This is a genomic window from Anoxybacillus sp. FSL W8-0104 (assembly GCF_038004465.1).
GTDB lineage: Bacteria > Bacillota > Bacilli > Bacillales > Anoxybacillaceae > Anoxybacillus > Anoxybacillus flavithermus_G.
The window spans coordinates 1,205,278-1,229,775 of record NZ_JBBOQU010000001.1 but is presented as its reverse complement, the minus strand read 5'-3'; the positions used below and the strand labels follow the sequence as shown (position 1 = coordinate 1,229,775).

Sequence of the window (24,498 nt, the reverse complement as noted above, 5' to 3'; positions counted from 1 at the left end):
AAAAAGACCCACACCGCAATCAATAAAAATGCGTGTGAGTCTCCGTTTCTCTGCCACTAACATGATGAACTTACTATAAGACTAATCGATTTCGAAAACGCTGTCAATATATTTATTTTGGCTCGAAATATCGCCAAAGTTCGACATTTGATGTCGTTACCGCAACAGCCCCTGCAGCAATCGCCGCTTCCACTTCGGTTTCGTTTTCTATTAATCCTCCAGCAATAATTTCTTTCCCAGTTCGTTCATGAAGTTGAGAGATAACTTTCGGAACAACACCAGGTAATACCTCAATATAATCAGGATTTGTTTTTTCGACAAGTTGAACACTTCGTTCAAAGGCGTTCGAATCAATAATAAATGTTCGTTGAATCGCAACAACACCTTTTTGTTTTGCTTTCGTGATCACACTGCTTTTGGTTGAAATCAATCCGTACGGTTTAACGAGTTGACATAAAAATTCTGTCGCATACTCATCACTTTTTAGCCCTTGTATTAAATCAACGTGAAGAAACATTTTTTTCCCATGTTCATTTGCATATGTATACACACTTTTCAACATACCGATATGAATGTCTAAAAACACACCATATTCATAATTCATTTTTAATAGCCTGTCAAAATCTTTCATCGAACGTACTGCCGGCAAAATACGTTGTTCGTTCATCCTTCAATCACCTTCACATAAAATGTTCTCGTTCTCGGTCCATCGAACTCGCAAAAATAAATGCCTTGCCATGTTCCGAGAAGCAACTGACCTTTTGTGACAATGACATGCGCAGATGATCCAACCGTGCTTGCTTTCATATGAGCAGCTGTGTTTCCTTCACTATGCCGATCGAGAGAATGATACCATGGATACAATTCATCAAAACGGCGAATCATGTCCCGTTTAACATCTGGATCAGCATTTTCATTAATTGTGATTCCTGCTGTCGTGTGTGGACAATAAACAACAACAACTCCTTCTTGTACACCACTCTCTGTAATAAAGGATTGAACAAGTGAAGTAATGTCTACAAATTCATCTCGCTTCGTCGTCTGAATCGTCCATTGTTTGATCATCATACGTTCCCACCTTTATCCTCATATATTTATGATCATACATATTTTCACAATTGTTTTCTATAAAAAATTCATCTATTGACGACTATAACATAAATAAAGCCCAGACTTTACTGGACTTTATTCATACACATGATGAGAAGGGATAATATAATCGACCGAAATCACAGGCAAATCGTGCTGTTCAACTGAGGCTACAATTAACCCCTGCTTGCTTACAATGCCGAATTGTTCTTTTTGTTGATTAAATGCTGCTTCACCAAATGCTAAAATTGTTTGATATAACTTTTCTTGATCGACTTTTTGCTTCCGTACATGATTGCTTAACTTAATGATCACTTCTTTTCCACGAATTTGACCACGATACATACCGCTCACTCCCTTTCTATACTGCTTACTGTTAATGTTATGCACTTATTACAAAAATCCTCCTCTAAAAAAATTTTTTGAAAAAATCGCCTTTTTGTCTTGACTCTTCCTCATCATTCGTGTATAGTCTAATTATCATCTAACTGAATATATGTCCTGCACCGACTTGGTTGCTGTGAGTATATTCCGTTATATGAAAAATTTTTTCATTAGCCTGTTGGCTAAAAGGTATTAGGAGGATTCAGTATTATGCAAAACGGTAAAGTAAAATGGTTTAACAACGAAAAAGGTTACGGATTCATCGAAGTTGAAGGTGGAGACGATGTATTCGTACACTTCACAGCAATCCAAGGTGAAGGCTACAAAACGTTAGAAGAAGGTCAAGCTGTTTCTTTTGAAATCGTTCAAGGAAACCGTGGCCCTCAAGCTGCAAACGTAGTGAAATTATAATCGTCTGAGATGATTCATATATAGCTCGACGAAAAGACCAGCAATATGCTGGTCTTTTTTGTTACATACTCTCCTCTTTTCACACAAATACTACAAGTGAGGAGGGATCATGATGACACAAAACTCAAAAAAGCCACACCTTCAGGCAGATAGCGTATTTACGAAAATTGAAGATGCACATTTAGCGGTTGAATCGGCAAAAAAGATGGTTGCAGCGGCAACGATGAGTTTAGACAGTCACACTTTCGATCACGCAAAACAAGCGATCGAAAATGCAAAAGAAGCGATCGCACGCGCTAAAACAAACATCGAGGATCCACTGCTATTACAATGTGAAAAGGAATTAGCAGACGCATATCATCAATTATCAGAAACGATCCACCACACGTAATGATGAGGTGTCCCGTATCTCGGGGCACCTTGTTACGTTTTTTGTTTCACAAGCAACTGACCGTATTGCTTCATTTTTTCTCCTATTGTACATGTTTGGATGCAAAACGATTGTGCATATAATTTCCCGTATTCTTTACGGAGTGCACGTTTTACAAAACACTCCTCACAATACGTGTCAAATAATTCATTTATTCGAAGTAACACATCTTTTCGATTCATCATTCACGCTCCAATTGTATTGTACTTACAATTATCTTCCCACGAAGAGCTTGTGTTGCTAACTGATCTGCTTCACTATTTTCTTTTCTATTAATGGGTTCATAAATTGGAGAAATACGAAGCTTTTTCATTTTTTGCTCAATTCGCTCCACCCATCTCCCCTCGTCTGAAAATACAGGCCAATCATTAGACAATTGATGCAATACAACATGCGCATCCCCACGGAATACAACAGGCAAATGATGAACACCGAGATGCTCGATTTGTTCGAGTAAAAAATAAAAGGCTGCATACTCTGCTTCATTATTTGACTGCAATTCGTCTAACTGCGCATTTGCTCGCCTACGAAATTGTGCACCGTTTTGTTTATAATAAATCACGATTCCAATTCCTGCTTTTTTTGATTGACGATCATAACCGCCATCAAAATAAGCAATCACGTCGTGCGGCTCCGTTTCAATTTCTTTCATAAGCTTCATTAACTCCTTTTTCGTCCAAGCCACACCACTTGCATCATAAAATAAAAGTTGTTTCACTCTCCCTGTTCTTTCTATATCCTCTGCAAAAAATAGAGCCTCTGTCACTTCCATCTCTGTTGATGTCCACACCATTTCCTTTTTCTTCGGTGTTACATATGTCCATTCCATAAAAACCTTCATATGTCACTCACCTTTTCTTTTTATTTTATTATAACAGTTTAGACAAAAAATGATGTCAGTTGTATAATATCGCTTGTGTCTTTATATTTTCATACGAGGAGGGATCACGATGTTTAACGAAATACTCGGTCTTTTTTCTGCCATCTTCACATTTTCACTTGTATTGCTCATTTATCGTTTCTTCGGTCGCTCAGGTTTATTCGTATGGATCGGCTTTTCTACTGTCGTTGCTAATTTACAAGTCGTCAAAACCGTTGAATTGCTTAGTATGACAGCTACACTCGGAAACGTCATGTACGGAACCGCCTTTTTAGTGACTGACATTTTAAGTGAAAAATACGGAAAAAAAGAAGCACAAAAAGCGGTATGGCTCGGCTTTTTTACACTTATTTCACTCACAATCGTCATGCAAATCGCTTTATTATTTAAGCCGCATGCGAGCGATTTTGCTCAACCAGCGTTAGAAACGATTTTTGGTTTATTGCCACGTATTGCGTTTGGTAGCTTACTTGCTTTTGTAATTAGTCAATCGCTTGATGTTCACTTATTTCATTGGTTTAAAAAGAAATTTCCGCGCGATTCGCAACTTTGGATTCGCAATAATGGAAGCACAATGATTAGCCAATTGATCGATACATTCGTTTTCACATCCATTGCATTTCTCGGTGTATTTCCGTTGCATGATTGGATACAAATTTTTATGACAACGTATGTACTAAAATGGATTGTTGCAATGTTGGATACACCTTTTGTATATTTTGCAAAAAAAATATCTCCAAAATATACAGAATAATGGTAAAATGTTGTATGAGACTTTTGTCTTATACAACATTTTTTGTAAAGGAGAGTCAAATGAAATACAAAGCTGATATTAGTTTATTATTTGTTGCATTTGTTTGGGGGGCTACGTTTGTCATCGTTCAAAACGCCATTGCTTTTTTACCTCCGTTAATGTTTAATGGCGTACGTTTTGCGATCGCTAGCGTACTGCTATGGGCTTGGGTGCTTATCTTCGAACGTAAACCTCTCGATCGACAACTTATATGTGCTGGATTGCTTCTTGGTATATGGCTATGTCTTGGATATACCTTTCAAACGATTGGCTTATTGTATACGACTTCATCAAAAGCGGGATTCATTACCGGGTTAAATGTTGTTATCGTTCCTTTCCTTTCATTTATCATTTTAAAGCGAAGACCTTCGTTTAACGCCGTTGTCGGAAGCATACTCGCTACATGCGGACTATATCTTTTAACCGCAAGCGGAGATATGTCGATCAATAAAGGAGATGTGTTCGTCTTTTTGTGCGCTATCGCTTTCTCGCTACATATCGTAACGACAAGCATATATGCAACAAAATTTTCACCTATCCTACTAACAACGATTCAAGTTCAAACAGTATCCATCATTTGTTTTATATGTTCATATTTGTTTGAAGACTGGTCTCTTATTCCACTATCCACTTTTTTTGAATTTGATGTGTGGCTGGCTCTACTCATCACCGCACTATTCGCAACAACGATTGCTTTCTTTATTCAAACGCATTTTCAACGATATACATCACCGACACGTGTTGCCTTAATTTTCGCTTTAGAACCTGTTTTTGCGGCTCTAACTGCATATATATGGAATGATGAGTATCTTCAACAAGCGGCCTTATTTGGAGCTGGACTTATTTTATTAGGGATGATTTTGTCAGAACTCCCTCAACATATATGGCAAAGAAAAAAGATCGCTCACCTCTCATAGCGAGCGCTTCCACCTACTTATTACATAAGATAATCCTCCTGTAACGATACCAAGAAACGCCCCTCCAATCACTTCAATTGGTTGATGACCAAGCCGTTCGCGCAACAACTCCTCTTTTCGGTCCAACTTTCCGTCGTCTTGAGCACCTTTTAACCGTTCGATTTCCTCAGTTAATTCGTTCACACGAATAGCTAACTCTCCTGCTTGATGACGCACTCCTTGGGCGTCATACATAACAATTAAACCAAAAATGGCTGCAAGGGCAAAATCTATACTATGCACTCCTCTTTTTAAAGCAACATATGTGGCAAGGGAGGCAACACCTGCAGAATGTGAACTTGGCATGCCTCCCGTTTCAAAAAAAAGCGACCAATCCCACTTTTTCGTTTTTCTTTTCGTCAATGGAATTTTTAAAAATTGGGCTAAAGCAATTGTACACAATGCTGTTTGAATGGCTCGATTCATCCTATTTCGCGCAGGAGACTCCCACTTCAACGACCAAAGGGAGTAAGTGGGAGAGGAATGCGCGTTCCCCCTTTCTTTTGTGTATGATATAATAAAGGCGTGGAGAAAACCGTTCAATAAAGGCACTCCAATAACTGCTACTCGATGTATGGAGTTGGTTACAGGAAACGTTGTAACCGTAAAACATCGAGCGTAGGTCCGTCTGTTGTGTGTGGAAGCCAAGTACTGCCAACAGACACACCGAGAGAATCGGTAACGATGCAGGCATGACCTGCGTCGTTGGGTAGTCGTCAACCTGCCCCTGATGCAACCCCAAGTCAAGGAAGGAGGACGAAATCCGTTTGCACTTCTGGGGAGTTGCAAGCCCTCACTTCAAGCGTTAGCTAAGTGGGGGTAGTTGACGTCACTGCCTCCTCTTATATATATTTTTTGAAAAAGACGGATACAATATGCGCAGGAGGTGGACATGATGAGTAAAAATAACGGAAGAAATCGTGGGCAAAACGCTCCAAGCGTCAATCCACAAGGATATGATGCCACATTTACCCCTGATCCAAAAAGTGCATTAGAAAACGCAGCGAAAAAGACAAACACAAAATAAAGAAGAGAGCAGATCGCTCTCTTCTTATCGTTTTAACTTCTCGCGCAATACCATCGGCAAAATTCCACCATGACGGTAGTAGTCGATTTCTACTTCGCTATCGAAACGAACAAGCACTTCAAATTCTTTTTTGTTTCCTTGCTCGTCTGTCGCTGTTACTTTGACGTAGTCGCGCGGTTTGACGTTTTCATCAATATGCACTTCAAATACTTCTTTACCTGTCAATCCAAGCGTCTCAGCATTTTCCCCTTCTTTGAATTGGAGTGGTAACACACCCATAAGTACAAGGTTTGAACGATGGATACGTTCAAAGCTTTCCGCAATAACCGTTTTGATACCGAGCAAGTATGTTCCTTTTGCCGCCCAGTCGCGTGAGCTTCCCATTCCGTAATCTTTTCCAGCAATAACAACAAGCCCTGTACCATCTTGTTTATATTTCATGCAAGCATCGTAAATCGACATGACTTCGCCTGTTGGCCAATATGTTGTATAGCCACCCTCTGTACCTGGCGCGATTTGGTTGCGAATACGGATGTTTGCAAACGTACCGCGCATCATTACTTCGTGGTTACCACGTCGAGAACCGTACGAGTTAAAGTCTTTCGGATCAACACCTTTAGAAATTAAATATTGTCCTGCTGGCGTGTTTACCCCGATCGATCCAGCTGGCGAAATATGGTCTGTTGTAACAGAGTCGCCAAACTTTCCAACCACTCTCAAACCAACAAGTGGTTTTACTTCTTCCACTTCTGGCGATAATCCTTCAAAGAATGGCGGATTTTGAATATATGTTGAGTTTTCATCCCATTGATAAAGCGGCTCGTCCGTCGTTTCAATCGCGTTCCATCGCGCGTTATCGTCGAATACTCGCTCGTATTCTTTACGGAACAATTCTGGTGTCACCGTCTTTTTCACAACTTCTTTCACTTCTTCTGTAGATGGCCAAATGTCGTTAAAGTACACATCATTGCCGTTTTGATCTTTACCGATCGGATCATTTAACAAATCGATGTCGACTGTTCCGGCAAGAGCGTATGCCACGACAAGCGGCGGTGATGCTAAATAGTTGCCTTTGACGAGCGGATGAATACGCCCTTCAAAGTTTCGGTTACCAGACAATACGCTCGTGACAAGCAAATCGTTTTCGGCAATCGCTTTTTCAAGCTCCGGAGCAAGCGGACCAGAGTTACCGATACATGTCGTACAACCGTAACCGACAATATTAAAGCCAATTTGCTCTAAGTAAGGGAGAAGACCTGAATCTTTTAAATATCCTGTGACGACTTTCGAACCAGGTGCAAGTGATGTTTTTACGTATTTTGGTACTTTCAATCCTTTTTCCACCGCTTTTTTCGCCACTAAGCCTGCACCGATTAACACGTATGGGTTAGACGTGTTTGTACAGCTTGTAATCGCTGCAATCGCAATCGCACCTGTTTTCATTTTTACTTCTTCGCCGTTTAACGTGACTGTGATTTCTTTATCAAAATCTGCTTCAGTCAAGCCAAAGCCTTGATTTCCTTGCGGGGAAACTACGGCTTGACGGAACGATTCTTTCATTTTTGAAAGCGGAATTAAATCTTGTGGACGCTTTGGTCCAGAAAGATTTGGTTCAATTTCTGATAAGTCAATTTCAACGACATCTGTAAATACAGGTTCTTGTGCATCTGGAGTATAGAACAAACCGTTTGCTTTACAATATGCTTCAACGACTTGAACATGTTGCTCGTCACGACCTGTTAAACGCAAGTAATCAAGCGCCTCTGCGTCAACAGGGAAGAAGCCACACGTTGCACCATACTCAGGCGCCATGTTGGCCACAGTTGCACGGTCGGCTAATGGCAGCGTCGCAACACCTGGGCCGAAAAACTCAACAAATTTACCGACAACACCTTTTTTCCGAAGCACTTGTGTAACTTTTAACGCAAGGTCTGTTGCCGTTGTACCGTTTGGTAATTTTCCTGTTAAACGCACACCGATTACTTCTGGTACTGGGAAGTAGGACGGTTGTCCAAGCATGCCTGCTTCCGCCTCGATACCACCAACACCCCAACCGAGTACGCCAATACCGTTAATCATTGTTGTGTGGGAGTCTGTGCCAACAAGCGTATCTGGGAACGCCTCATACTCACCATTTTCCCCTTCAACAACATGCACCACATTCGCTAAATACTCTAAGTTGACTTGATGCACAATACCTGTTGCTGGAGGAACAACACGATAATTGCTAAACGCTTTTTGTGCCCACTTTAAAAACTTATAGCGCTCTGCATTGCGTTCAAATTCTAAATTCATGTTATACTCGAGCGCATCTTCTGTCCCTGCTTTATCCACTTGGACAGAGTGGTCAATCACAAGATCAACAGGAATTTCGGGGTTGATTTCATACGGATCTCCGCCGATGTCGGCCATTGCTTTTCGCATAGAAGCTAAGTCAACAACAGCAGGGACACCTGTAAAGTCTTGCAAGATGACGCGAGATGGTTTAAACGGAACGTCTACATCTTTTAGTTCGCTCGTTCCCCATTTCGCTAAATTTTCAACATGCTCTTTCGTAATGACACGTCCATCAACTTGACGAAGTACTGATTCAAGAAGCACTTTAATAGAATACGGAAGACGCGATACATTTCCGATTCCTGCTTCTTCAAGCGCTTGTAAACGATAATAATGATATTTTTTCCCGTTCACCTCAAACGTATCACGCGCTTGAAATACATCATTTTTCACCATTATGTATTACCCCCTTCTAACAAATCATCTTCTCCCACACCCACAAAATTCCTACGCTTTTATCTTAATACAATGCTCTCCATAAGTAAATAATAATTGTTTATAAGTTTCAGATAAATGCATATTTTTTTGCTCTATTTCCAACAATAGTTGTAGGAGGTGAAAAAAGATGGTAAAAAGAAAAGCAAATCATGTCATTCCTGGCATGAACGATGCGAGCGCACAAGGAAAAGGTGCTGGCTACAATGAGGAGCTCTCCAACGAGCCACTCACCGAAGCTCAAAAACAAAATAATAAAAAACGAAAGAAAAATCAATAATCCCGCTTGAAGCGGGATTATTCATACATGTTCACTTCTTCGACAATCGCTTGCAAATCATGACGAAATTGTTCAAGCTGTTTGCGTTGTTTTTCCGAGGCTACTTCAAGCGCGTTATTAATTTGTTCAAACGCCTCGTTTACTTCTTGCTTTAGATGATGCAACTGACTTCCATAGTCTGCGTCACTTTTCACCAGATGATCATACCATTCTTTTGCCTCCATTGTTCCTTGTTGTGCAGCTTCAAACGCCTGTTGCTTATTTTTATGATAAGGCATCGCTTTCACTCCCCTCTTTTTATTATTATCGTGCCTATTGACGGGTGAAATATGCATAAATACAGTTTATCATGCCATCATATGAAAGAAAGGAGTGTGTCGCGTGAACAAAAATACAAGCAAAGACATGCGTAAAAATGCCCCAAAAGGAGATAACCCAGGACAACCAGAACCGCTTAGTGGTTCAAAAAAAGTAAAAAATCAAAATCATACCCGTCAAAAGCATAACTCAAGTCACGATATGTAAAAGAGCTGACGCAACTGTCAGCTCTTTTACTTGATTCTACCATTGTTTTTTTACATAATAAACGTTGAGGTGGAATATATGCTAACAGGTTGGTTTTTATGGTTTATTTTATTTTGGGTCGTTTTTCTTCTTGTTACGATGTCGATCGGTGGCTTCTTCATGTTTCGGAAATTTTTAAAGCGGCTGCCAAAAGAGGATGGAAAGTCGGAATTGGATTGGCAACAATATTACATTGAACAAACACGGCATCTATGGTCTGAAAAAGAAAAAGCATTACTCGAAGATTTAGTTCGCCCTGTTCCTGAGCTATTTCGTGATGTTGCTCGACAAAAAATCGCTGGTAAAATTGGAGAATTGGCTTTACAAGAACAGGCGGATCGAATTACAGAAGATTTAGTTGTTCGTGGTTATATTCTCGCTACACCAAAACGCGATCATAAATTTTTAATTAAAGCGCTAAGAGAAAAACAAATTGATTTTACAAAATACGAACATTTACTACTAACAAAAAAAAGCTAATCGCCTGTTGCTGATTAGCTTTTTTCTTTTATTTCGCGTTGGAGGCGACGATATGATGCATACATCGCCACTCGCCACGGAACAATCATCGAGAAGGCTAAAATCCAAAACATTCCCGCAAGTTCTCCGTACTCAATGGTGCGGCTTAAATATGTCTTTAAAGCGAGACGCAATACAATTAAGCCAACAAAAATAAAAGCGAACGCTTTTGAACGTTGTAAATAAATTTTGTTGCCTCGAACTTCAAACGAAGATGTTTTAATTAACAAAATAGAAAAAAGCGCTCCAACAAAAACTGCTTCTACACATTCTAACATCGTTACTCGAAACATTGGATGAAGAAACATAAGGGCGCCTGTGCTCATAAAAATAGGGGGTAATATAATTTTTTTGGCGTTTGTCGGTTTTTCTGCTGCTTTCATGCGAATAAAGAAAACAAGTCCAGCCATAAACACCGCAAATACCGAACTAAAAATAGCCAAAATCAATCTTCCTTTCTCATCTTACTGTAACACACGTTGAATAGCCTCCATGACGCGACTTTCATCAAATGGTTTTTCGATAAAATCTAGCGCCCCTGCTTCAATAGCTTCAACAACCATTTTTTGTTGCCCCATCGCGGAACACATAATAATCTTCGCATGAGGATCATGACGTTTAATTTCCCTCACAGCTTCAAGACCACTCATCACTGGCATTGTAATATCGAGTGTCACCACGTCTGGCTTTAACTCTATATATAATTCAACAGCTTCCCTTCCGTTTTCTGCTTCCCCAACCACTTCATGATTCGCTTTTTTCAAAATATTTGCTAACGTCATACGCATAAATTTTGCATCATCGACAATTAAAATTCCTGCCATTTCCTTTCCCTCCACACCATAAGAAACTAGAAACCTGTAAAGCCACCAAATATGTTTGTCATATAAATCGTAATTTTCGTCATCCAATCAAAAAACAGTACAACCCCCATGCCTATCATGACATATCCGCCGACTTTCATTAGCTTAACATGATGTTTCCGAATCCAACCCATTTTCCCAATAAAAAACGATAAAAGCAAAAAAGGCAAAGCAAAACCGAGTGAATACGCCGTCATATACACTACACCTAAACTTGGGTTTGTCGCTGCTAGAGCAATCACGGATACTAAAATCGGACCTGTACACGGCGTCCAACCGGCAGCAAACGCCATGCCAATAAGAAAAGATCCGATGTAACCTGATGGACGTTGTTGAAAGGATAAACGACGATCCGTCATTAAAAAGGTCGGCTTAAAGATGCCGATAATAACAAATCCGAAAAACACCATCAGTATTGCACCAATTTGCCGAATAAGATCTTGGTACGTATGAAAAAAACGTCCAAGAATCGATGTGCCGAAACCGATCGCAATAAAGATAAAAGAAAAACCGAGCAAAAAAAATAACGTATGTAACAAACTTCTTTTTTGTAACAATGCATAATCAGACTTTAAATCACTAACTGAAACTCCCGTAATATATGATAAAAAGGCTGGGTAAAGCGGCAAACAGCAAGGAGAAATAAACGACAACACACCTGCCCCAAACGCAACAAACAGTTGAATGTCCATATGATTGGCACTCCATTCTTTCTTCATTTAGCTATATTTTATCAAAAAAATACAAATACGGGCAACAGCTTCTTTCCATGCTAAAAAAGACACTCGTTGTGAGTGCCTTACCTTTATTTCAACTGATTGTTCATCGCTTTCATCATTTGGTTGATCTTTTTTTGCGATGGCGTCATTCCCATTTGCATCATCATCATTCGAATCATTTGTTCATTAATCGGTGGATTTTTCTTTAAGTAGTTCATCATTGTTTTACGCGCGATAAAAAATCCGAGCGCAACGCCAGCAGCAAGCGCTACAATGCCTACTAAAATCATTTCCCACATATTTTTTCCTCCTTCATGTTGTCTACACTACACTATACTAAACAATAACGGTTTGTACAATATGTTCAGTAAAAAATCTTTATGCGATAATAAAACGGGGAGCTCATCTCCCCGTTTTATTATTTGTTTAACAACGCTTTGACTCGGGCAACAACGTTTTCCACTGTAAATCCGTATTCTTGCATAATTTTTTCTCCAGGGGCAGAAGCTCCAAAGCGATCAATGGCTAAAATATCGCCTTCATCGCCTGTATAACGCTCCCAACCAAGAGATGAGCCCATTTCAATCGCAAGACGTTTTTTCACACGTTTTGGAATGACGCTTTCTTTATACTCAGCTGGCTGAGCCTCAAAACGGTCCCATGAAGGCATGCTCACAACAGAAACATGAATTCCTTCATTCGCTAACGCTTTTTGTGCCTCTACTGCTAGGCTAACTTCTGAACCAGATGCTAGCAACAGGGCTTGTACTTCTCCTTGAGCTTCAGAAACAACATACGCTCCTCTTTTCACTCCTTCATACGCACGCTCTGCTGTTGTCGCTAGCGTAGGAAGGTTTTGACGTGTCAACACAAGCGCTGTCGGACGATCCGTAGATTCTACCGCTAACCGCCATGCAGCTGCTGTTTCGTTCGCATCTGCCGGACGAATGACGCATACATTTGGCATCGCTCTTAATGAAGCGAGTTGTTCAATTGGCTCATGCGTTGGACCATCCTCACCAACAGCAATGCTATCGTGCGTAAATACATATGTGACAGGCAATCCCATAAGTGCAGCAAGTCGAATCGCTGGACGTAAATAATCTGAAAAGACGAAGAACGTACCACCGTACACTTTTACACCGCCATGGAGCGCCATACCATTTAACGCTGCGCCCATCGCAAATTCACGTACACCAAACCAAATGTTACGACCTTCATAACTTCCAGGTAAGAAGTCTCCTGCTCCTTTAATCAACGTTTTATTTGAACCTGCTAAGTCTGCGGATCCACCTAAAAATTGTGGCACAACTTTTGCGATAGCATTCAATACTTCTCCAGAAGAAGCACGTGTTGCTAGACTCTTCCCTTCAGCATATACAGGCAACGCTTTTTCCCAACCTTCAGGAAGTTTACCTTCAATCGCCATTTTTAGCTGTTTCGCTAAATCTGGATATGCTTTTTCATATTCAGCAAATAAAGCATTCCACTCAGCTTCTTTTTTCTCTCCGGCTTCTTTAACTACTTTTTCAAAATGAGCATATACTTCATCTGGAACGTAAAAATCTTCTTCAAACGTCCATTTATATGCTTCTTTTGTTAACTTAATTTCATCTTTACCTAGCGGAGCGCCATGTACATCAGCTGTTCCCGCTTTGTTTGGTGAACCGTAACCGATTATTGTTTTTACTTCAATTAACGTCGGGCGCTCCAAATCTTTTTGAGCTTCAGCAATCGCTTGAGCAATTTCTTCAATGTTATTTCCATCTTCGACACGAATATATTGCCATCCATACGCTTTGAAACGTTGCTCAACGCTTTCTGAAAACGAAAGATGTAATTCGCCATCTAGCGAAATATCATTTGAATCATAAAGAACGATGAGGCGGCCAAGTTTTAAGTGACCAGCTAACGAAGCAGCTTCAGCAGAAACTCCTTCCATTAAATCACCGTCGCCGCAAATCGCATATGTAAAATGGTTAATAATTTCGAAATTGTCTTTGTTGTATGTAGCTGCTAAATGACGCTCTGCCATCGCCATTCCAACAGCCATCGCAATCCCTTGCCCAAGCGGTCCAGTCGTTGCTTCGACACCTGGTGTATGACCGTATTCGGGATGCCCCGGTGTTTTACTTCCCCATTGGCGAAACTGCTTAATGTCTTCCATCGTAACATCGTAGCCACTTAAATGAAGCAAGCTATACAATAACATCGAACCGTGTCCTGCCGATAATACAAAGCGGTCACGATTAAACCATTTTGGGTTGCGCGGATTATGGTTCATAAACTTTGTCCATAGCGTATACGCCATCGGTGCAGCTCCCATCGGCATTCCTGGGTGACCTGAATTTGCTTTTTCAATGGCATCGATCGACAATGTGCGAATTGCCGCAATCGACAATTGTTCGATAGAGTGTGTCATCATCTTCATCCTTTCATTTGCAAACATTCTCATCTTTTATGATATAGAAAAGTACATGAAATGTACAACAATTCACAACACTTTTTTTTGACAAACTGATAAAAAAAGAGAGAACATCTATACTTGTATGCTCTCCATGATAGGCGTATTAATGCAGGCGTTTTTTCTTACTATCCTTTAATTTTGTTGGTGTGACATCATTGCCATTTGGATCAATCACTTTTACAGCATGCAACGTTTCAATCATCGACTCGCGAAACGCTGCAATATACTCAGCGCGGAGCTGCAGCTGCTCTTGCTTCTCTTCCGCTGTCAGCCCTTCTAGTTTTGCTTTTTTAGCTAATGCATTAATTCGTGCAATTTTTTCAGAAGATAACATTCAACCTCATTCCTTTGTATTGATTTTTTTGCTCGTATCATCATACAAAAACTTTTCTTTGTTGACAAGTTGTTCGTATTCTTTGTATCGCCGATGAACAGTCGCTTTAGATACATCATAACCAAATGAACGAAGCGTAGCCGCAATTTCTGTAAACGTTAAGCCATTTTGGCGTAAACGAACAATATCTTCAATCGGCACATCTTTCCGATCGCGTCCAGCGTGTCCACCAATGTTGCGCAAATTGTTTTCTGGACGATATCCGTTTTGGACAGCTCGTTGCATACCGCGTTTAATTTTTAAGTTATGTATCTTTCTTTGGTATTCTTCAACAATACTAATAATCTCTAACACCATCGAGTCTGCTTCTGATAATTGAAGCTCCCCGCGATGACTTACCGTATACACGCGAATCCCTTCCTTTTGTAAACAACGAAGAAGAGCAATTTTTGCATTTCCTCGTCCAAGTCTTGTTTCATCTTGAACGAGAACGACGTCGATGCGATGTTGTTTCATCGTATCAAGCAACTCCATAATTCCTTCGCGTTCAATGTCGTAACCACTTGCCTGTTCTTCAATGATCTTGATCACATTCATTTCGTATTCCTTAGCAAGTTGCTGAAGCTCTTCTTTTTGTCTTTGCAGCGATGTTTCTTGTGCCTCTTTTGTCGTACTTACACGACAATAAATAATCGCGTTCATCCGTCATCCCTTTCTTTATGGTTTATTAGCAACGAGCTGATTTTCGCTATTTGATTTTAACACAGGTATGACAATTTTCTCACCAACGATCAATTGATCGTCTGAACGTTTATTTACTTTCATTACCCATTCAATGAATTGTTGCCGTGACAATTGATGTTCATGTTTATATTGCTCTGCAAGCCCCCATAGTGTATCGCCAGCTGATACCGTAATCTCCACATATTTTTCTTTATCAACAGATTGTGTGACATGCACAAATGCCCATACAAACAAAAAGCTAAATAAGATCATTATTATATAATGTATTTTGCTCATCAAACCTACCCCCAAGAACATTTGTTTGTATTTATGATAACGCGAACTTTTGTTCGTGTCAACTATTTCTCGAACTTATGTTTGTATCCATGTACGAATATATGTTATAATGTGGACAAAGATTGAAAAGGAAGAGGTGTATAAAGATGGCGAAATTATCAAAACGACAACAACAAATTTTGGACTTTATTAAACAAGAAGTGCGCACGAAAGGGTATCCACCATCTGTGAGGGAAATTGGCGAGGCAGTTGGTTTAGCTTCAAGTTCTACCGTTCACGGACATTTAGCTCGTTTAGAAAACAAAGGGTTCATTAGACGTGATCCAACAAAACCTCGTGCCATTGAGATTTTGGACGAACATGAATCCATCCCGAGAACAAATGTCATCAATGTCCCAATCGTCGGAAAAGTCACAGCCGGACAACCAATTACTGCAATTGAAAATATTGAAGAATACTTCCCCCTCCCAGAACGGTTCGTCTCACCAGATGATCAAGTATTTATGTTGCAAATTGTCGGAGAAAGCATGATTGAAGCCGGTATTTTAGACGGAGACTACGTAATCGTCCGTCAACAACAAACAGCAAATAATGGGGATATCGTTGTAGCGATGACGGAAGATCATGAAGCGACAGTAAAACGGTTTTTTAAAGAAAAAGATCATATCCGTTTGCAACCTGAGAACTCTTCAATGGAGCCGATCATTGTCCAAAACGCTACAATTTTAGGAAAAGTCATCGGCGTATATCGATCTATCCATTAAGAAAAAGAAACGGAAAAAAGCTAACGGAAAAACCGTTAGCTTTTTTAGTAAAGGCTCATATATTGTTCACGTTCCCATGGATGCACAGCCGTGCGAAACATATCCCATTCAATTTCTTTCGCTTCGACAAAGTGTTCGAATAAATGTTTACCAAGCGCATTAACAATTACTTCATCCGATTTTAAGTTTTGGAGCGCTTCTGCTAATGTCGCAGGTAAGTCAACAATACCTTCTTCTAAACGCTCCTCTTTTGTCATCACATAAATGTTGCGGTCAACTGGCGCAGGAGGCGTCAACTTGTTTTTAATTCCATCTAGTCCGGCCGCCAATAATACAGCCATCGCTAAGTATGGATTAGCTGCTGGGTCTACGCTACGCACTTCAATGCGTGTGCTCATGCCGCGTGACGCCGGGATACGAATAAGCGGGCTACGGTTGCGTGCCGACCACGCCACATAACAAGGTGCCTCATAGCCTGGAACAAGACGTTTGTAAGAGTTTACCGTTGGGTTTGTTACCGCTGTAAAGTTTGGCGCGTGTTTTAACACACCTGCAATAAACTGTAATGCTGTTTCACTTAGTTGTAGCTGACCGTTCGGATCAAAAAAGGCATTTTCACCATTTTTAAAGAGCGACAAGTTACAATGCATACCAGATCCGTTTACACCAAAAAGTGGTTTTGGCATAAATGTCGCGTGCAAACCGTGTTTACGTGCAACAGTCTTGACGACAAGCTTAAATGTTTGAATGTCATCACACGCTTTTACCGCATTTGCATACTTGAAGTCAATTTCATGTTGCCCTGGCGCAACTTCATGGTGAGACGCTTCAATTTCGAATCCCATCTCTTCTAATTCTAATACAATATCCCGTCGGCAGTTTTCTCCTAAATCGGTTGGTGCTAAGTCAAAGTAGCCGCCATTATCGTTTAACTCTAATGTAGGCTCTCCTTTTTCATCTAACTTAAACAAGAAGAACTCTGGCTCTGGCCCTAGGTTGAACTCTGTAAATCCGAGCTCCTTCATTTCTTTTAGTACACGTTTTAAGTTGTAACGCGGACATCCCTCAAACGGTGTACCATCCGGATTATAAATGTCACAAATAAAGCGTGCCACTTTTCCTTTTTCAGCTGTCCATGGGAAAATAACGAATGTATCTAAATCTGGGTACAAGTACATATCTGATTCTTCGATGCGAACAAATCCTTCGATCGATGATCCGTCAAACATCATTTTATTATCGAGCGCTTTTTGTAGCTGGCTCACTGGAATTTCTACGTTTTTAATCGTGCCGAGAATGTCAGTGAACTGCAAGCGAATATACTTTACATTCTCTTCCTTTACAATACGAAAAATGTCTTCTTTTGTGTACTTAGTCATACATATTCCTCCCCCAAAATGAAAAGATCATTTATGTTAAAAAACATAAATTTTTTAATGAAAAAAACGAGCGATATCGCCTTGACGAAGTGAAGCGCGATTAAAGCGACCTGCTTGCATCAGCTCGGCACGCAAAAGTTTGCGCAACTCCGCTTCCGACAAACCTTGCTTCATGACTTTCGGCGCAACAGGTGGCGTTGCTTCAGCGTGTTGTTGCTGACGTGAAGCAAAAATTTGTTTAATTCCCGCCAAATTAACCCCTTGCTCGATTAGATCTTTAATTTCAAGCAACCGATCCACGTCATTAAACGAGAACAACCGCCGATTACCTTCTGTCCGTGCAGGTGAAATAAGACCGTGTTCTTCATAATAACGGATTTGACGTGCTGATAAATCTGTTAACTGCATAACGATACCGATAGGAAATAACGGCATGGAGCGACGAATTTGACTATTCATGTCGACCCCTCCTTACGTAATACGTACTTTTATTTTATTCTATGTTACTCTATATGTCAATGATACGTTATATTTTATTACATATTTTTTTCTGAGAGATTTTATAATTGAATCAATTGTTTTTCGAGCAATCGATCAATCGCCATGCAAACAGCGATTTTGACATGTGAGTACGTTAGTCCCCCTTGGACGTATGCAACATATGGAGGCCGAATCGGGCCATCGGCTGATAGCTCGATGCTTGCCCCTTGTACAAACGTCCCCGCCGCCATAATGACATCATCCTCATAACCCGGCATGTAATTCGGATATGGAGTAAAATGCGAATTGACAGGAGAGGCGAATTGAATGGCTTGACAAAACGCAATCATTTGTTCTGCATCGTCAAATTGCACGGACTGAATCAAGTCCGTACGCTTCGCATCCCACGTCGGATACGTGTTCATTCCGATTCGTTCAAGCATAGCTGCAGTAAAGACCGCGCCTTTTAACGCTTGTCCAACGATATGGGGGGCCAAGAAAAAGCCTTGATACATTTCTTGCAAACTGTACAAGGAGGCGCCTGCTTCCGCACCAATTCCTGGCGAGGTCATACGATATGCACACATATTGATATATTCTTTTTTACCGACGAGATATCCTCCCGTTTTTGCTAATCCGCCACCTGGATTTTTAATAAGTGAACCCGCCATTAAATCGGCGCCAACATGGCACGGCTCTTGGTTTTCCACAAATTCTCCGTAACAGTTATCAACAAACACAATAACGTCTTGTTTGATTGCTTTGACAAAATCAATCATCTCTTTTATTTCGGCAATAGTAAACGATGGTCGAGGATCGTACCCTTTCGATCGTTGAATACCAATCATCTTTGTCCGTTCGTTGATCGCCTGTTTGACTGCTACAAAATCGACTTTTCCTTCTGGAGTGAGCGGTACGCTCTGATAGCCGATATGGAACTCTTTTAACGAACCGATACCTTTGCCGCGAATGCCGACAATTTCTTCGAGTGTATCGTACGGTTTGCCGGTAATGTACAAAAGTTCATCGCCGGGACGTAAAATACCAAATAAGGCAATCGTAATGGCGTGCGTACCGGAAATGATTTGTGGGCGAACGAGCGCCGCTTCCCCACCGAATACATCCGCATACACTTTTTCAAGCGTATCACGTCCGATGTCATCATAACCATATCCCGTTGATGGAATAAAATGAGCATCGCTCACTTGATGGTGACGAAAACTCTGCAAAACACGATATTGGTTATAGTCGATTCGCTCGTCAATTGCCCGATGAACTGGGGCAATTTGTGCTTCAATTTCTTTGACGAGCGCTTCAATTTTTTCTCCATGAGTTAAATGTTGAAACATAAAACAACCCTTTCTATTTTTGATATGTTTTTAGTTGTGCTAAAAGTGGATGTTCCGACAATATGTAGCCGCTACATTCATACATGCCACTTTGTTCATTGTAATATATGTGCTGCACAATTGTTTCTGCTTTTAGCTGTGCGAGCAGTTTCCCCTCAAATGCAGGAATCGCTACATCGTAACGTTCCATCGCTTCGATCATGTGTGATTCAATAAATCGGCGCAGCTTTTGTACATCTTGTTCACTAAACGCACTTACTAATATATAGTCTGTTTTCGGGCTTGGAACAAAGCTTGGAAGAGTGATATCACGTTTGTTATATACAGTAGCGATTGGAATGGTCGTCGCCTCCAATTCTTCAAGCAAGCGATAGACCGTTTGTTCATGTTGAATATAATCAGGATTCGATGAATCGACAATATGTAAAATCAAATCGGCTTCTTTCACTTCTTCTAACGTCGAACGAAACGCTGCAACGAGCGTTGTCGGCAAGTCTTGAATAAAGCCGACCGTATCCGTCAACAGCGCGGTATAACCGCTTGGCAGCACAAGCTTTCTAGTGAGCGGATCTAACGTAGCGAACAATAAATTTTCTTCCAACGCATCCGCGTTCGTAAGCCGATTAAAAATCGTTGATTTGCCAGCGTTCGTATAGCCGACGAGCGCAATTTGAAACACAGCGTTTTTCTTCCGCCGCTCACGATACCGTCCACGATGTTCGACGACCGCTTTTAGCTGCGCTTTAATTTCATCGATGCGACGACGAATATGACGACGATCAGTTTCTAGTTTCGTTTCCCCCGGTCCCCTCGTTCCAATTCCACCACCTAAACGAGAGAGTTCTACACCTTGCCCACTTAACCGCGGCAAGATGTATTGCAATTGAGCAAGCTCGACTTGCAATTTCCCTTCTTTAGAGCGGGCGCGGCTTGCGAAAATGTCTAAAATAAGCTGCGTCCGGTCAATGACACGCACGTTTAATACCTTTGTTAAGTTGCGGTTTTGGCTTGGTGACAATTCATCATTAAAAATAACAACATCTGGTTCAAACTGTTCAATAAGTCGAACAAGCTCTTCCACTTTCCCTTTGCCGATATATGTCGCCGGATGGATCGTGTCCCGTCTTTGTGTGAGGCTTATGACTACTTCACCATTTGCCGTATGAACGAGCGAGGAAAGCTCTTCCATCGAATACGAAAACCGTTCATCATCAACATGTGGTAACTGACACCCAACAATAATCACTCTTTCTTTTTGCATATTTTCCCTCTTTCCTGTTGAACGTCTGTTCTCATCATAACAAATCTTATGTAAAAGTGCTATGACTGAAAAATGAGCATTGATTTTTTTATATTTTATCATTAGCATTGCATAAATATAGTTAGAATTTTCTGTTAATTATTTTTTGTGAATTTGTGCCAAAAAGACAAAACCTAAAGAAAGGCGGCACTGTCCATTTGGTAAATATATACAGTTAAATCAGAGCGACAACGACAAAAGGGAGATTATGGACTGGCTCGCCCATCAAATTTTCGCAACCAAACATAAGCTGGTTTCCACAGAGCTCTCTTTAACCAACGAGTAATTCGAAGTAGGGATTTCTTACTTTTCATCTCCAATTGAATGAGAACATGTAAGCAATACGTGATAAGGGCTAAGAAAATTTGATTTTGAATAGCTGTTTCACTCATTCCATAAAAGTGCTTAATTTCTACGTGTTGCTTAAGCCATTTGAAAAAGAGTTCAATAGCCCAGCGAGATCGGTAAATACCACTTATCTCTTCTGCTTTTAAATCAAATCGGTTGGTAATTAAACGAAGTAAGTTCCCTTTTGTGTCCATAACTTCTAGTAGACGATAGACATTTTCAGTACGATTTTGTGTGGTACCAATATAGACCATTTTATCGGATAGAACGTGACAATCATCAGGAAGTGAAAATGTATAGACTTCACGAATGACTGCGTTTTTCTTCAGTCTTGAAACGAAGAAATAGCCATCATCTGTCATCCGGTCAAAACGTTCATAGTCCACATAACCGCGGTCAAACACATACATGGCTTCTTTATCATCCACTAGGACTTCGAGTTGATTTCGGTCATGTTCTTTTGCTGTCGTAATCACTGCTTTTTCAGGATAGACGGTGTCTTTATCCATGAAAACGAGCCGTAAGTGTAGCTTTACACCAGCTTTTGTTTTACGGAATTTTGCCCATTTATAATTGGTCAAATTCAACGGGAGTGTACTCGAATCAATGATTTTCAGTGGCATATTCTTTCCGTTTTTATAATGGTACCGTTGAATTTTCCAAACAAGATCCAAGAACAAATTTGCAAGAATTAGTGGGTTGATCTGATTGTTTTTTCGGGATAGCTGAGAGGCACTTATCGATTCAAATCCGAGTGCTTTTTGAAGATCTTCGTCTACAAGTGCATCACTCATTTCCTCTAAGCTCTTAAATTCGAGCAGTTGGGCTACCAATAAAAATTTAATATAGGCTTCTGTTGTCAGCTTTTTTGTGTAATAGTCCTGTTTCAATTCTTTGACTTGTTCGCTAAGTTTTTGAATATTTATGGGTGAAACCCATTTACCAAATGATGAAATTAGTGTATTCTTGTCCATAACAGTTATCCTTTACGATTGGATTTGGACAGGAACCACCTGTACTTCCATTGTAAAGGATTTTTTTGTTTCGAAATCAATAAAAAATTGAACATTCTTAGTATTTTGAATCATCAGATTTAATTACTGCAATGCTAGTGATATTTTATACATAAAATTTTAACGTGATGTTACAGACAGAAAGGAATGCGACGATGACTTGGGAAGTATTAAGTATGATTGGCACCATCGCCTTTGCAATTAGCGGAGCTATTGTTGCTATGGAAGAAGAATACGATGTTTTAGGAGTGTATATTCTCGGGATTGTAACTGCATTCGGCGGCGGTGCTGTACGCAACGTATTAATTGGTGTACCTGTATCGATCCTCTGGCAGCAACAAACTCTTTTTTTGATTGCGTTTATTGCGATGACGATTGTCTATTTGTTTCCGCAAAAAATGCTACCACATTGGCAGCGGTGGGGGAACTTTTTTGATGCCCTCGGTCTTTCAGCGTTCGCTATTCAAGGAGCGCTATATGCTGTTCAAATGAATCGTCCGTTGAGTGCAGTCATCGTCGCTGCTGTATTGACCGGGAGCGGTGGGGGAATGATCCGCGATGTATTGGCCGGAAGAAAACCGCTCGTATTACGGGATGAAATTTATGCTGTGTGGGCCATTGTCGCTGGCATTGCAGTCGGAACCGGAATCGCACATTCTTCAATTAGTTTGTATGTATTGTTTGTTATTGTTGCAACATTGCGCATTTTATCGTATACATATAACTGGAAATTGCCAAATAAGTCGTTGAAGGCAGGAAACTGAAACCGGATGTCTCGATGGAGACATCCGATTTCTTTTTATTCTTCCCACCGTTCGATGATGGTCGCAGTGGACATGCCGTGCCCAATGCAAATCGTTAATAAGCCGTAGCGCCCCTTTCGTCGTTCGAGTTCGTGAACGAGGGATGCCATCAGTTTCACGCCAGTTGCGCCGAGCGGATGGCCTAAAGCGATAGCACCACCGTTAACGTTCACTTTCGAAAGGGGAGCACCGATCTCTTTTTGCCAAGCGAGGACGACAGGCGCAAACGCTTCGTTAATTTCGACAAGGAAGGTTTCCCTCCCCTATTTATTCAACAACTAGGTCACGTTCACGTATAATCATTAATTCTTTTTTATCGTAACGCCCTTCGTGCAACAGACGTACCGCTTGTTTTCGAATTGCTTTTTCAATCAAATTTCGAATGTAACGGCCGTTGCTAAATTTTCTTTGATATCCGTCGGCTAATAGTTGCTCAATATGTTCACGTAGCTTTCGTTCTGCTTCATTAGTAAGCTCGTATTCTCTTATATGAAGCATTTGTTTTGCAATTTGTACAAGTTCCTCTGCTGTATAGTCAGGAAATTCAAGTATTAACGGAAAGCGTGACGGCAATCCTGGATTTAAAGATAAAAAATAGTCCATTTCGGCTGGATATCCTGCTAAAATAACGACTAAGTCATCAGAAAAATCTTCAATTCCTTTTACTAACGTATCAATCGCTTCTTTTCCAAAATCTTTCTCCCCTCCACGCGCAAGGGAGTATGCTTCGTCAATAAATAAAATACCTCCACGTGCTTTCTTAATTAAGTCACGTGTTTTATTGGCGGTATGACCGATATATTCGCCAACTAAATCCGCACGTTCTGCTTCAATAAAATGTCCTTTAGATAACACATTCATTTCTAAAAATAACTTACCAAGAATACGAGCAACTGTCGTTTTCCCAGTCCCGGGATTCCCTTTAAAAATCATGTGAAGAGACTGTTTATTTCCCTTTAATCCATTTGCTTGACGTGCTTTATTAATGTATAACCATGCGTAAATTTCCTTAATTAATTTTTTCACTTCACTTAGTCCAACTAACTCATCTAGTTCCTTCTGAATCTCTTTCAATACTGCGTGTTGATGATAATCAATGCGATTCGGTGTTTCTTCTTTCGGTAAATAATTAACGTTTTTCGCATTAAGCACGATATTAATTTGACTTTTTGTTTGCTTCATCGTCAACTCTGACAAGGCAACGTCACCTCTCCTTCATCGTTGCTTCTTTTATCAATATACGCTACCATCGCCCATTTCGTGACAAATGCCTAACGAAAAAATCGCCCACCGATATAGGTGAGCGATATATCTTACTCAATCTCAATTTTTACGTTTTTTTGTGGTGCAAATGTGGAAATGGCATGTTTATAAATTAATTGTTGTTTTCCATCCACTTCTAACAATACTGTGAAATTGTCAAATCCTTTCACTAACCCACGCAATTGAAATCCATTTAGCAAAAATACAGTAACCGTTGTTTCTTCCTTCCGCAATTGGTTTAAAAACTGATCTTGAATGTTTATCGTGTTTTTCATTGCTTCGTCCTCCTCT

General features: G+C 40.4%; 33 protein-coding genes and 1 pseudogene. 10 read left to right on the top strand and 24 right to left on the bottom strand.

What is annotated here, in order from left to right; genetic code table 11:
- Window positions 1-112: 112 nt before the first annotated feature.
- The 3 genes from NST18_RS06595 to NST18_RS06585 all read right to left on the bottom strand — a co-directional run bounded on the left by NST18_RS06595 (window position 113) and on the right by NST18_RS06585 (window position 1,434).
- A complete protein-coding gene (locus NST18_RS06595; RefSeq protein ID WP_004890563.1) occupies window positions 113-667 on the bottom strand; it encodes a glycerol-3-phosphate responsive antiterminator in 555 nt (184 codons plus the stop codon).
- Complete coding sequence (locus NST18_RS06590) at window positions 664-1,065, bottom strand: secondary thiamine-phosphate synthase enzyme YjbQ (RefSeq protein ID WP_004890566.1); 402 nt, start codon at window positions 1,063-1,065, stop codon at window positions 664-666. Before NST18_RS06590 ends, NST18_RS06595 begins: the two co-directional genes overlap by 4 nt.
- A 120-nt stretch (window positions 1,066-1,185) precedes the next feature.
- Window positions 1,186-1,434, bottom strand: a complete 249-nt coding sequence (locus NST18_RS06585) for a hypothetical protein (RefSeq protein WP_004890569.1) — start codon at window positions 1,432-1,434, stop codon at window positions 1,186-1,188.
- 249 nt (window positions 1,435-1,683) lie between these two features.
- Here NST18_RS06585 and cspD point away from each other — a divergent pair, with 249 nt between their 5' ends.
- On the top strand, window positions 1,684-1,884 hold the full coding sequence (gene cspD / locus NST18_RS06580) for a cold-shock protein CspD (RefSeq protein ID WP_003398931.1): 201 nt from the start codon (window positions 1,684-1,686) through the stop codon (window positions 1,882-1,884).
- Between the two features lie 112 nt (window positions 1,885-1,996).
- Window positions 1,997-2,275 (top strand): DUF2564 family protein, encoded by a 279-nt coding sequence (locus NST18_RS06575; protein WP_340721302.1) that lies wholly within the window; start codon window positions 1,997-1,999, stop codon window positions 2,273-2,275.
- 32 nt (window positions 2,276-2,307) lie between these two features.
- Here NST18_RS06575 and NST18_RS06570 read toward each other — a convergent pair whose 3' ends face one another.
- Together NST18_RS06570 and NST18_RS06565 are read right to left on the bottom strand one after the other, a co-directional pair.
- Entirely contained in the window at window positions 2,308-2,496 is a 189-nt protein-coding gene (locus tag NST18_RS06570) for a zinc-finger domain-containing protein (RefSeq protein ID WP_035018664.1), read from the bottom strand.
- The gene (locus NST18_RS06565) at window positions 2,496-3,155 is read right to left on the bottom strand and encodes a ribonuclease H family protein (RefSeq protein ID WP_035018665.1); all 660 of its coding nucleotides are present in this window, start codon (window positions 3,153-3,155) and stop codon (window positions 2,496-2,498) included. Before NST18_RS06565 ends, NST18_RS06570 begins: the two co-directional genes overlap by 1 nt.
- Window positions 3,156-3,264: 109 nt before the next feature.
- On the opposite strand from NST18_RS06565, the gene NST18_RS06560 reads away from it, so the two are divergent.
- Both NST18_RS06560 and NST18_RS06555 read left to right on the top strand, forming a co-directional pair.
- Complete coding sequence (locus NST18_RS06560; RefSeq protein ID WP_004890578.1) at window positions 3,265-3,948, top strand: queuosine precursor transporter; 684 nt, start codon at window positions 3,265-3,267, stop codon at window positions 3,946-3,948.
- Window positions 3,949-4,007: 59 nt separating this feature from the next.
- Window positions 4,008-4,904 (top strand): DMT family transporter, encoded by an 897-nt coding sequence (locus NST18_RS06555; protein WP_340721301.1) that lies wholly within the window; start codon window positions 4,008-4,010, stop codon window positions 4,902-4,904.
- On the opposite strand, the gene NST18_RS06550 is transcribed toward NST18_RS06555, so the two are convergent.
- On the bottom strand, window positions 4,899-5,369 hold the full coding sequence (locus tag NST18_RS06550; RefSeq protein WP_041638403.1) for a divergent PAP2 family protein: 471 nt from the start codon (window positions 5,367-5,369) through the stop codon (window positions 4,899-4,901). The genes NST18_RS06555 and NST18_RS06550 overlap by 6 nt on opposite strands.
- Before the next feature lie 469 nt (window positions 5,370-5,838).
- Between NST18_RS06550 and sspL the strand changes: the two genes are divergently transcribed.
- On the top strand, window positions 5,839-5,970 hold the full coding sequence (gene sspL / locus NST18_RS06545) for a small, acid-soluble spore protein L (RefSeq protein ID WP_035018667.1): 132 nt from the start codon (window positions 5,839-5,841) through the stop codon (window positions 5,968-5,970).
- A gap of 24 nt (window positions 5,971-5,994) precedes the next feature.
- Here the strand turns inward: sspL and acnA are convergent, their stop codons facing one another.
- Window positions 5,995-8,703, bottom strand: coding sequence for an aconitate hydratase AcnA (gene acnA, locus NST18_RS06540; RefSeq protein WP_004890589.1), 2,709 nt, complete (start codon window positions 8,701-8,703; stop codon window positions 5,995-5,997).
- A gap of 169 nt (window positions 8,704-8,872) precedes the next feature.
- Here acnA and sspO point away from each other — a divergent pair, with 169 nt between their 5' ends.
- A complete protein-coding gene (gene sspO / locus NST18_RS06535) occupies window positions 8,873-9,022 on the top strand; it encodes a small acid-soluble spore protein O (protein ID WP_004890592.1) in 150 nt (49 codons plus the stop codon).
- A 17-nt stretch (window positions 9,023-9,039) separates the two neighbouring features.
- On the opposite strand, the gene NST18_RS06530 is transcribed toward sspO, so the two are convergent.
- Entirely contained in the window at window positions 9,040-9,300 is a 261-nt protein-coding gene (locus tag NST18_RS06530; RefSeq protein WP_004890593.1) for a hypothetical protein, read from the bottom strand.
- 103 nt (window positions 9,301-9,403) lie between these two features.
- On the opposite strand from NST18_RS06530, the gene NST18_RS06525 reads away from it, so the two are divergent.
- Both NST18_RS06525 and NST18_RS06520 read left to right on the top strand, forming a co-directional pair.
- The gene (locus NST18_RS06525) at window positions 9,404-9,547 is read left to right on the top strand and encodes a small acid-soluble spore protein P (RefSeq protein ID WP_006318326.1); all 144 of its coding nucleotides are present in this window, start codon (window positions 9,404-9,406) and stop codon (window positions 9,545-9,547) included.
- 78 nt (window positions 9,548-9,625) lie between these two features.
- The gene (locus NST18_RS06520) at window positions 9,626-10,066 is read left to right on the top strand and encodes a DUF2621 domain-containing protein (protein WP_004890598.1); all 441 of its coding nucleotides are present in this window, start codon (window positions 9,626-9,628) and stop codon (window positions 10,064-10,066) included.
- A 14-nt stretch (window positions 10,067-10,080) separates the two neighbouring features.
- Here NST18_RS06520 and NST18_RS06515 read toward each other — a convergent pair whose 3' ends face one another.
- The 8 genes from NST18_RS06515 to yneA all read right to left on the bottom strand — a co-directional run bounded on the left by NST18_RS06515 (window position 10,081) and on the right by yneA (window position 15,508).
- Window positions 10,081-10,548 carry a CcdC family protein gene (locus NST18_RS06515; protein WP_004890601.1) on the bottom strand — a complete coding sequence of 156 codons (468 nt, stop codon included), beginning with the start codon at window positions 10,546-10,548 and terminating at the stop codon, window positions 10,081-10,083.
- Between the two features lie 21 nt (window positions 10,549-10,569).
- On the bottom strand, window positions 10,570-10,929 hold the full coding sequence (locus tag NST18_RS06510; protein ID WP_004890603.1) for a response regulator: 360 nt from the start codon (window positions 10,927-10,929) through the stop codon (window positions 10,570-10,572).
- A 26-nt stretch (window positions 10,930-10,955) separates the two neighbouring features.
- A complete protein-coding gene (locus NST18_RS06505) occupies window positions 10,956-11,660 on the bottom strand; it encodes a cytochrome c biogenesis CcdA family protein (RefSeq protein WP_064214153.1) in 705 nt (234 codons plus the stop codon).
- A gap of 113 nt (window positions 11,661-11,773) precedes the next feature.
- The gene (locus NST18_RS06500; protein WP_003398951.1) at window positions 11,774-11,986 is read right to left on the bottom strand and encodes a YneF family protein; all 213 of its coding nucleotides are present in this window, start codon (window positions 11,984-11,986) and stop codon (window positions 11,774-11,776) included.
- Window positions 11,987-12,105: 119 nt separating this feature from the next.
- Entirely contained in the window at window positions 12,106-14,109 is a 2,004-nt protein-coding gene (gene tkt, locus NST18_RS06495) for a transketolase (protein WP_004890608.1), read from the bottom strand.
- Window positions 14,110-14,257: 148 nt separating this feature from the next.
- Window positions 14,258-14,488, bottom strand: coding sequence for a DUF896 domain-containing protein (locus tag NST18_RS06490; protein WP_004890611.1), 231 nt, complete (start codon window positions 14,486-14,488; stop codon window positions 14,258-14,260).
- Between the two features lie 6 nt (window positions 14,489-14,494).
- On the bottom strand, window positions 14,495-15,190 hold the full coding sequence (locus NST18_RS06485; protein WP_004890614.1) for a YneB family resolvase-like protein: 696 nt from the start codon (window positions 15,188-15,190) through the stop codon (window positions 14,495-14,497).
- A gap of 15 nt (window positions 15,191-15,205) precedes the next feature.
- Window positions 15,206-15,508: a cell division suppressor protein YneA gene (gene yneA / locus NST18_RS06480; protein ID WP_004890617.1), complete on the bottom strand. Its 303-nt coding sequence runs from the start codon at window positions 15,506-15,508 to the stop codon at window positions 15,206-15,208.
- Between the two features lie 146 nt (window positions 15,509-15,654).
- On the opposite strand from yneA, the gene lexA reads away from it, so the two are divergent.
- A complete protein-coding gene (gene lexA / locus NST18_RS06475) occupies window positions 15,655-16,272 on the top strand; it encodes a transcriptional repressor LexA (protein ID WP_004890619.1) in 618 nt (205 codons plus the stop codon).
- A gap of 44 nt (window positions 16,273-16,316) precedes the next feature.
- Here the strand turns inward: lexA and glnA are convergent, their stop codons facing one another.
- From glnA to NST18_RS06450, 5 genes are all read right to left on the bottom strand, one after another.
- Window positions 16,317-17,651, bottom strand: a complete 1,335-nt coding sequence (gene glnA / locus NST18_RS06470; RefSeq protein WP_004890621.1) for a type I glutamate--ammonia ligase — start codon at window positions 17,649-17,651, stop codon at window positions 16,317-16,319.
- Window positions 17,652-17,705: 54 nt separating this feature from the next.
- Window positions 17,706-18,110 carry a MerR family transcriptional regulator gene (locus tag NST18_RS06465; RefSeq protein ID WP_004890623.1) on the bottom strand — a complete coding sequence of 135 codons (405 nt, stop codon included), beginning with the start codon at window positions 18,108-18,110 and terminating at the stop codon, window positions 17,706-17,708.
- 101 nt (window positions 18,111-18,211) lie between these two features.
- Window positions 18,212-19,480 carry a methionine gamma-lyase family protein gene (locus NST18_RS06460; RefSeq protein ID WP_004890626.1) on the bottom strand — a complete coding sequence of 423 codons (1,269 nt, stop codon included), beginning with the start codon at window positions 19,478-19,480 and terminating at the stop codon, window positions 18,212-18,214.
- Between the two features lie 13 nt (window positions 19,481-19,493).
- Complete coding sequence (gene hflX, locus NST18_RS06455) at window positions 19,494-20,741, bottom strand: GTPase HflX (RefSeq protein WP_004890629.1); 1,248 nt, start codon at window positions 20,739-20,741, stop codon at window positions 19,494-19,496.
- A gap of 245 nt (window positions 20,742-20,986) precedes the next feature.
- Window positions 20,987-22,102 (bottom strand): IS4 family transposase, encoded by a 1,116-nt coding sequence (locus NST18_RS06450; RefSeq protein WP_032101754.1) that lies wholly within the window; start codon window positions 22,100-22,102, stop codon window positions 20,987-20,989.
- 194 nt (window positions 22,103-22,296) lie between these two features.
- Between NST18_RS06450 and NST18_RS06445 the strand changes: the two genes are divergently transcribed.
- The gene (locus NST18_RS06445) at window positions 22,297-22,905 is read left to right on the top strand and encodes a trimeric intracellular cation channel family protein (RefSeq protein WP_004890631.1); all 609 of its coding nucleotides are present in this window, start codon (window positions 22,297-22,299) and stop codon (window positions 22,903-22,905) included.
- Window positions 22,906-22,940: 35 nt separating this feature from the next.
- On the opposite strand, the pseudogene NST18_RS06440 reads toward NST18_RS06445, so the two are convergent.
- The 3 genes and pseudogenes from NST18_RS06440 to hfq form a co-directional block, all read right to left on the bottom strand.
- Window positions 22,941-23,192: pseudogene (locus NST18_RS06440) on the bottom strand (steroid 3-ketoacyl-CoA thiolase); the annotation flags it as partial.
- Between the two features lie 19 nt (window positions 23,193-23,211).
- Window positions 23,212-24,141 (bottom strand): stage V sporulation protein K, encoded by a 930-nt coding sequence (gene spoVK, locus NST18_RS06435; RefSeq protein WP_004890634.1) that lies wholly within the window; start codon window positions 24,139-24,141, stop codon window positions 23,212-23,214.
- Window positions 24,142-24,257: 116 nt separating this feature from the next.
- Window positions 24,258-24,482, bottom strand: a complete 225-nt coding sequence (gene hfq, locus NST18_RS06430) for an RNA chaperone Hfq (protein WP_004890637.1) — start codon at window positions 24,480-24,482, stop codon at window positions 24,258-24,260.
- Between the last annotated feature and the right edge of the window lie 16 nt (window positions 24,483-24,498).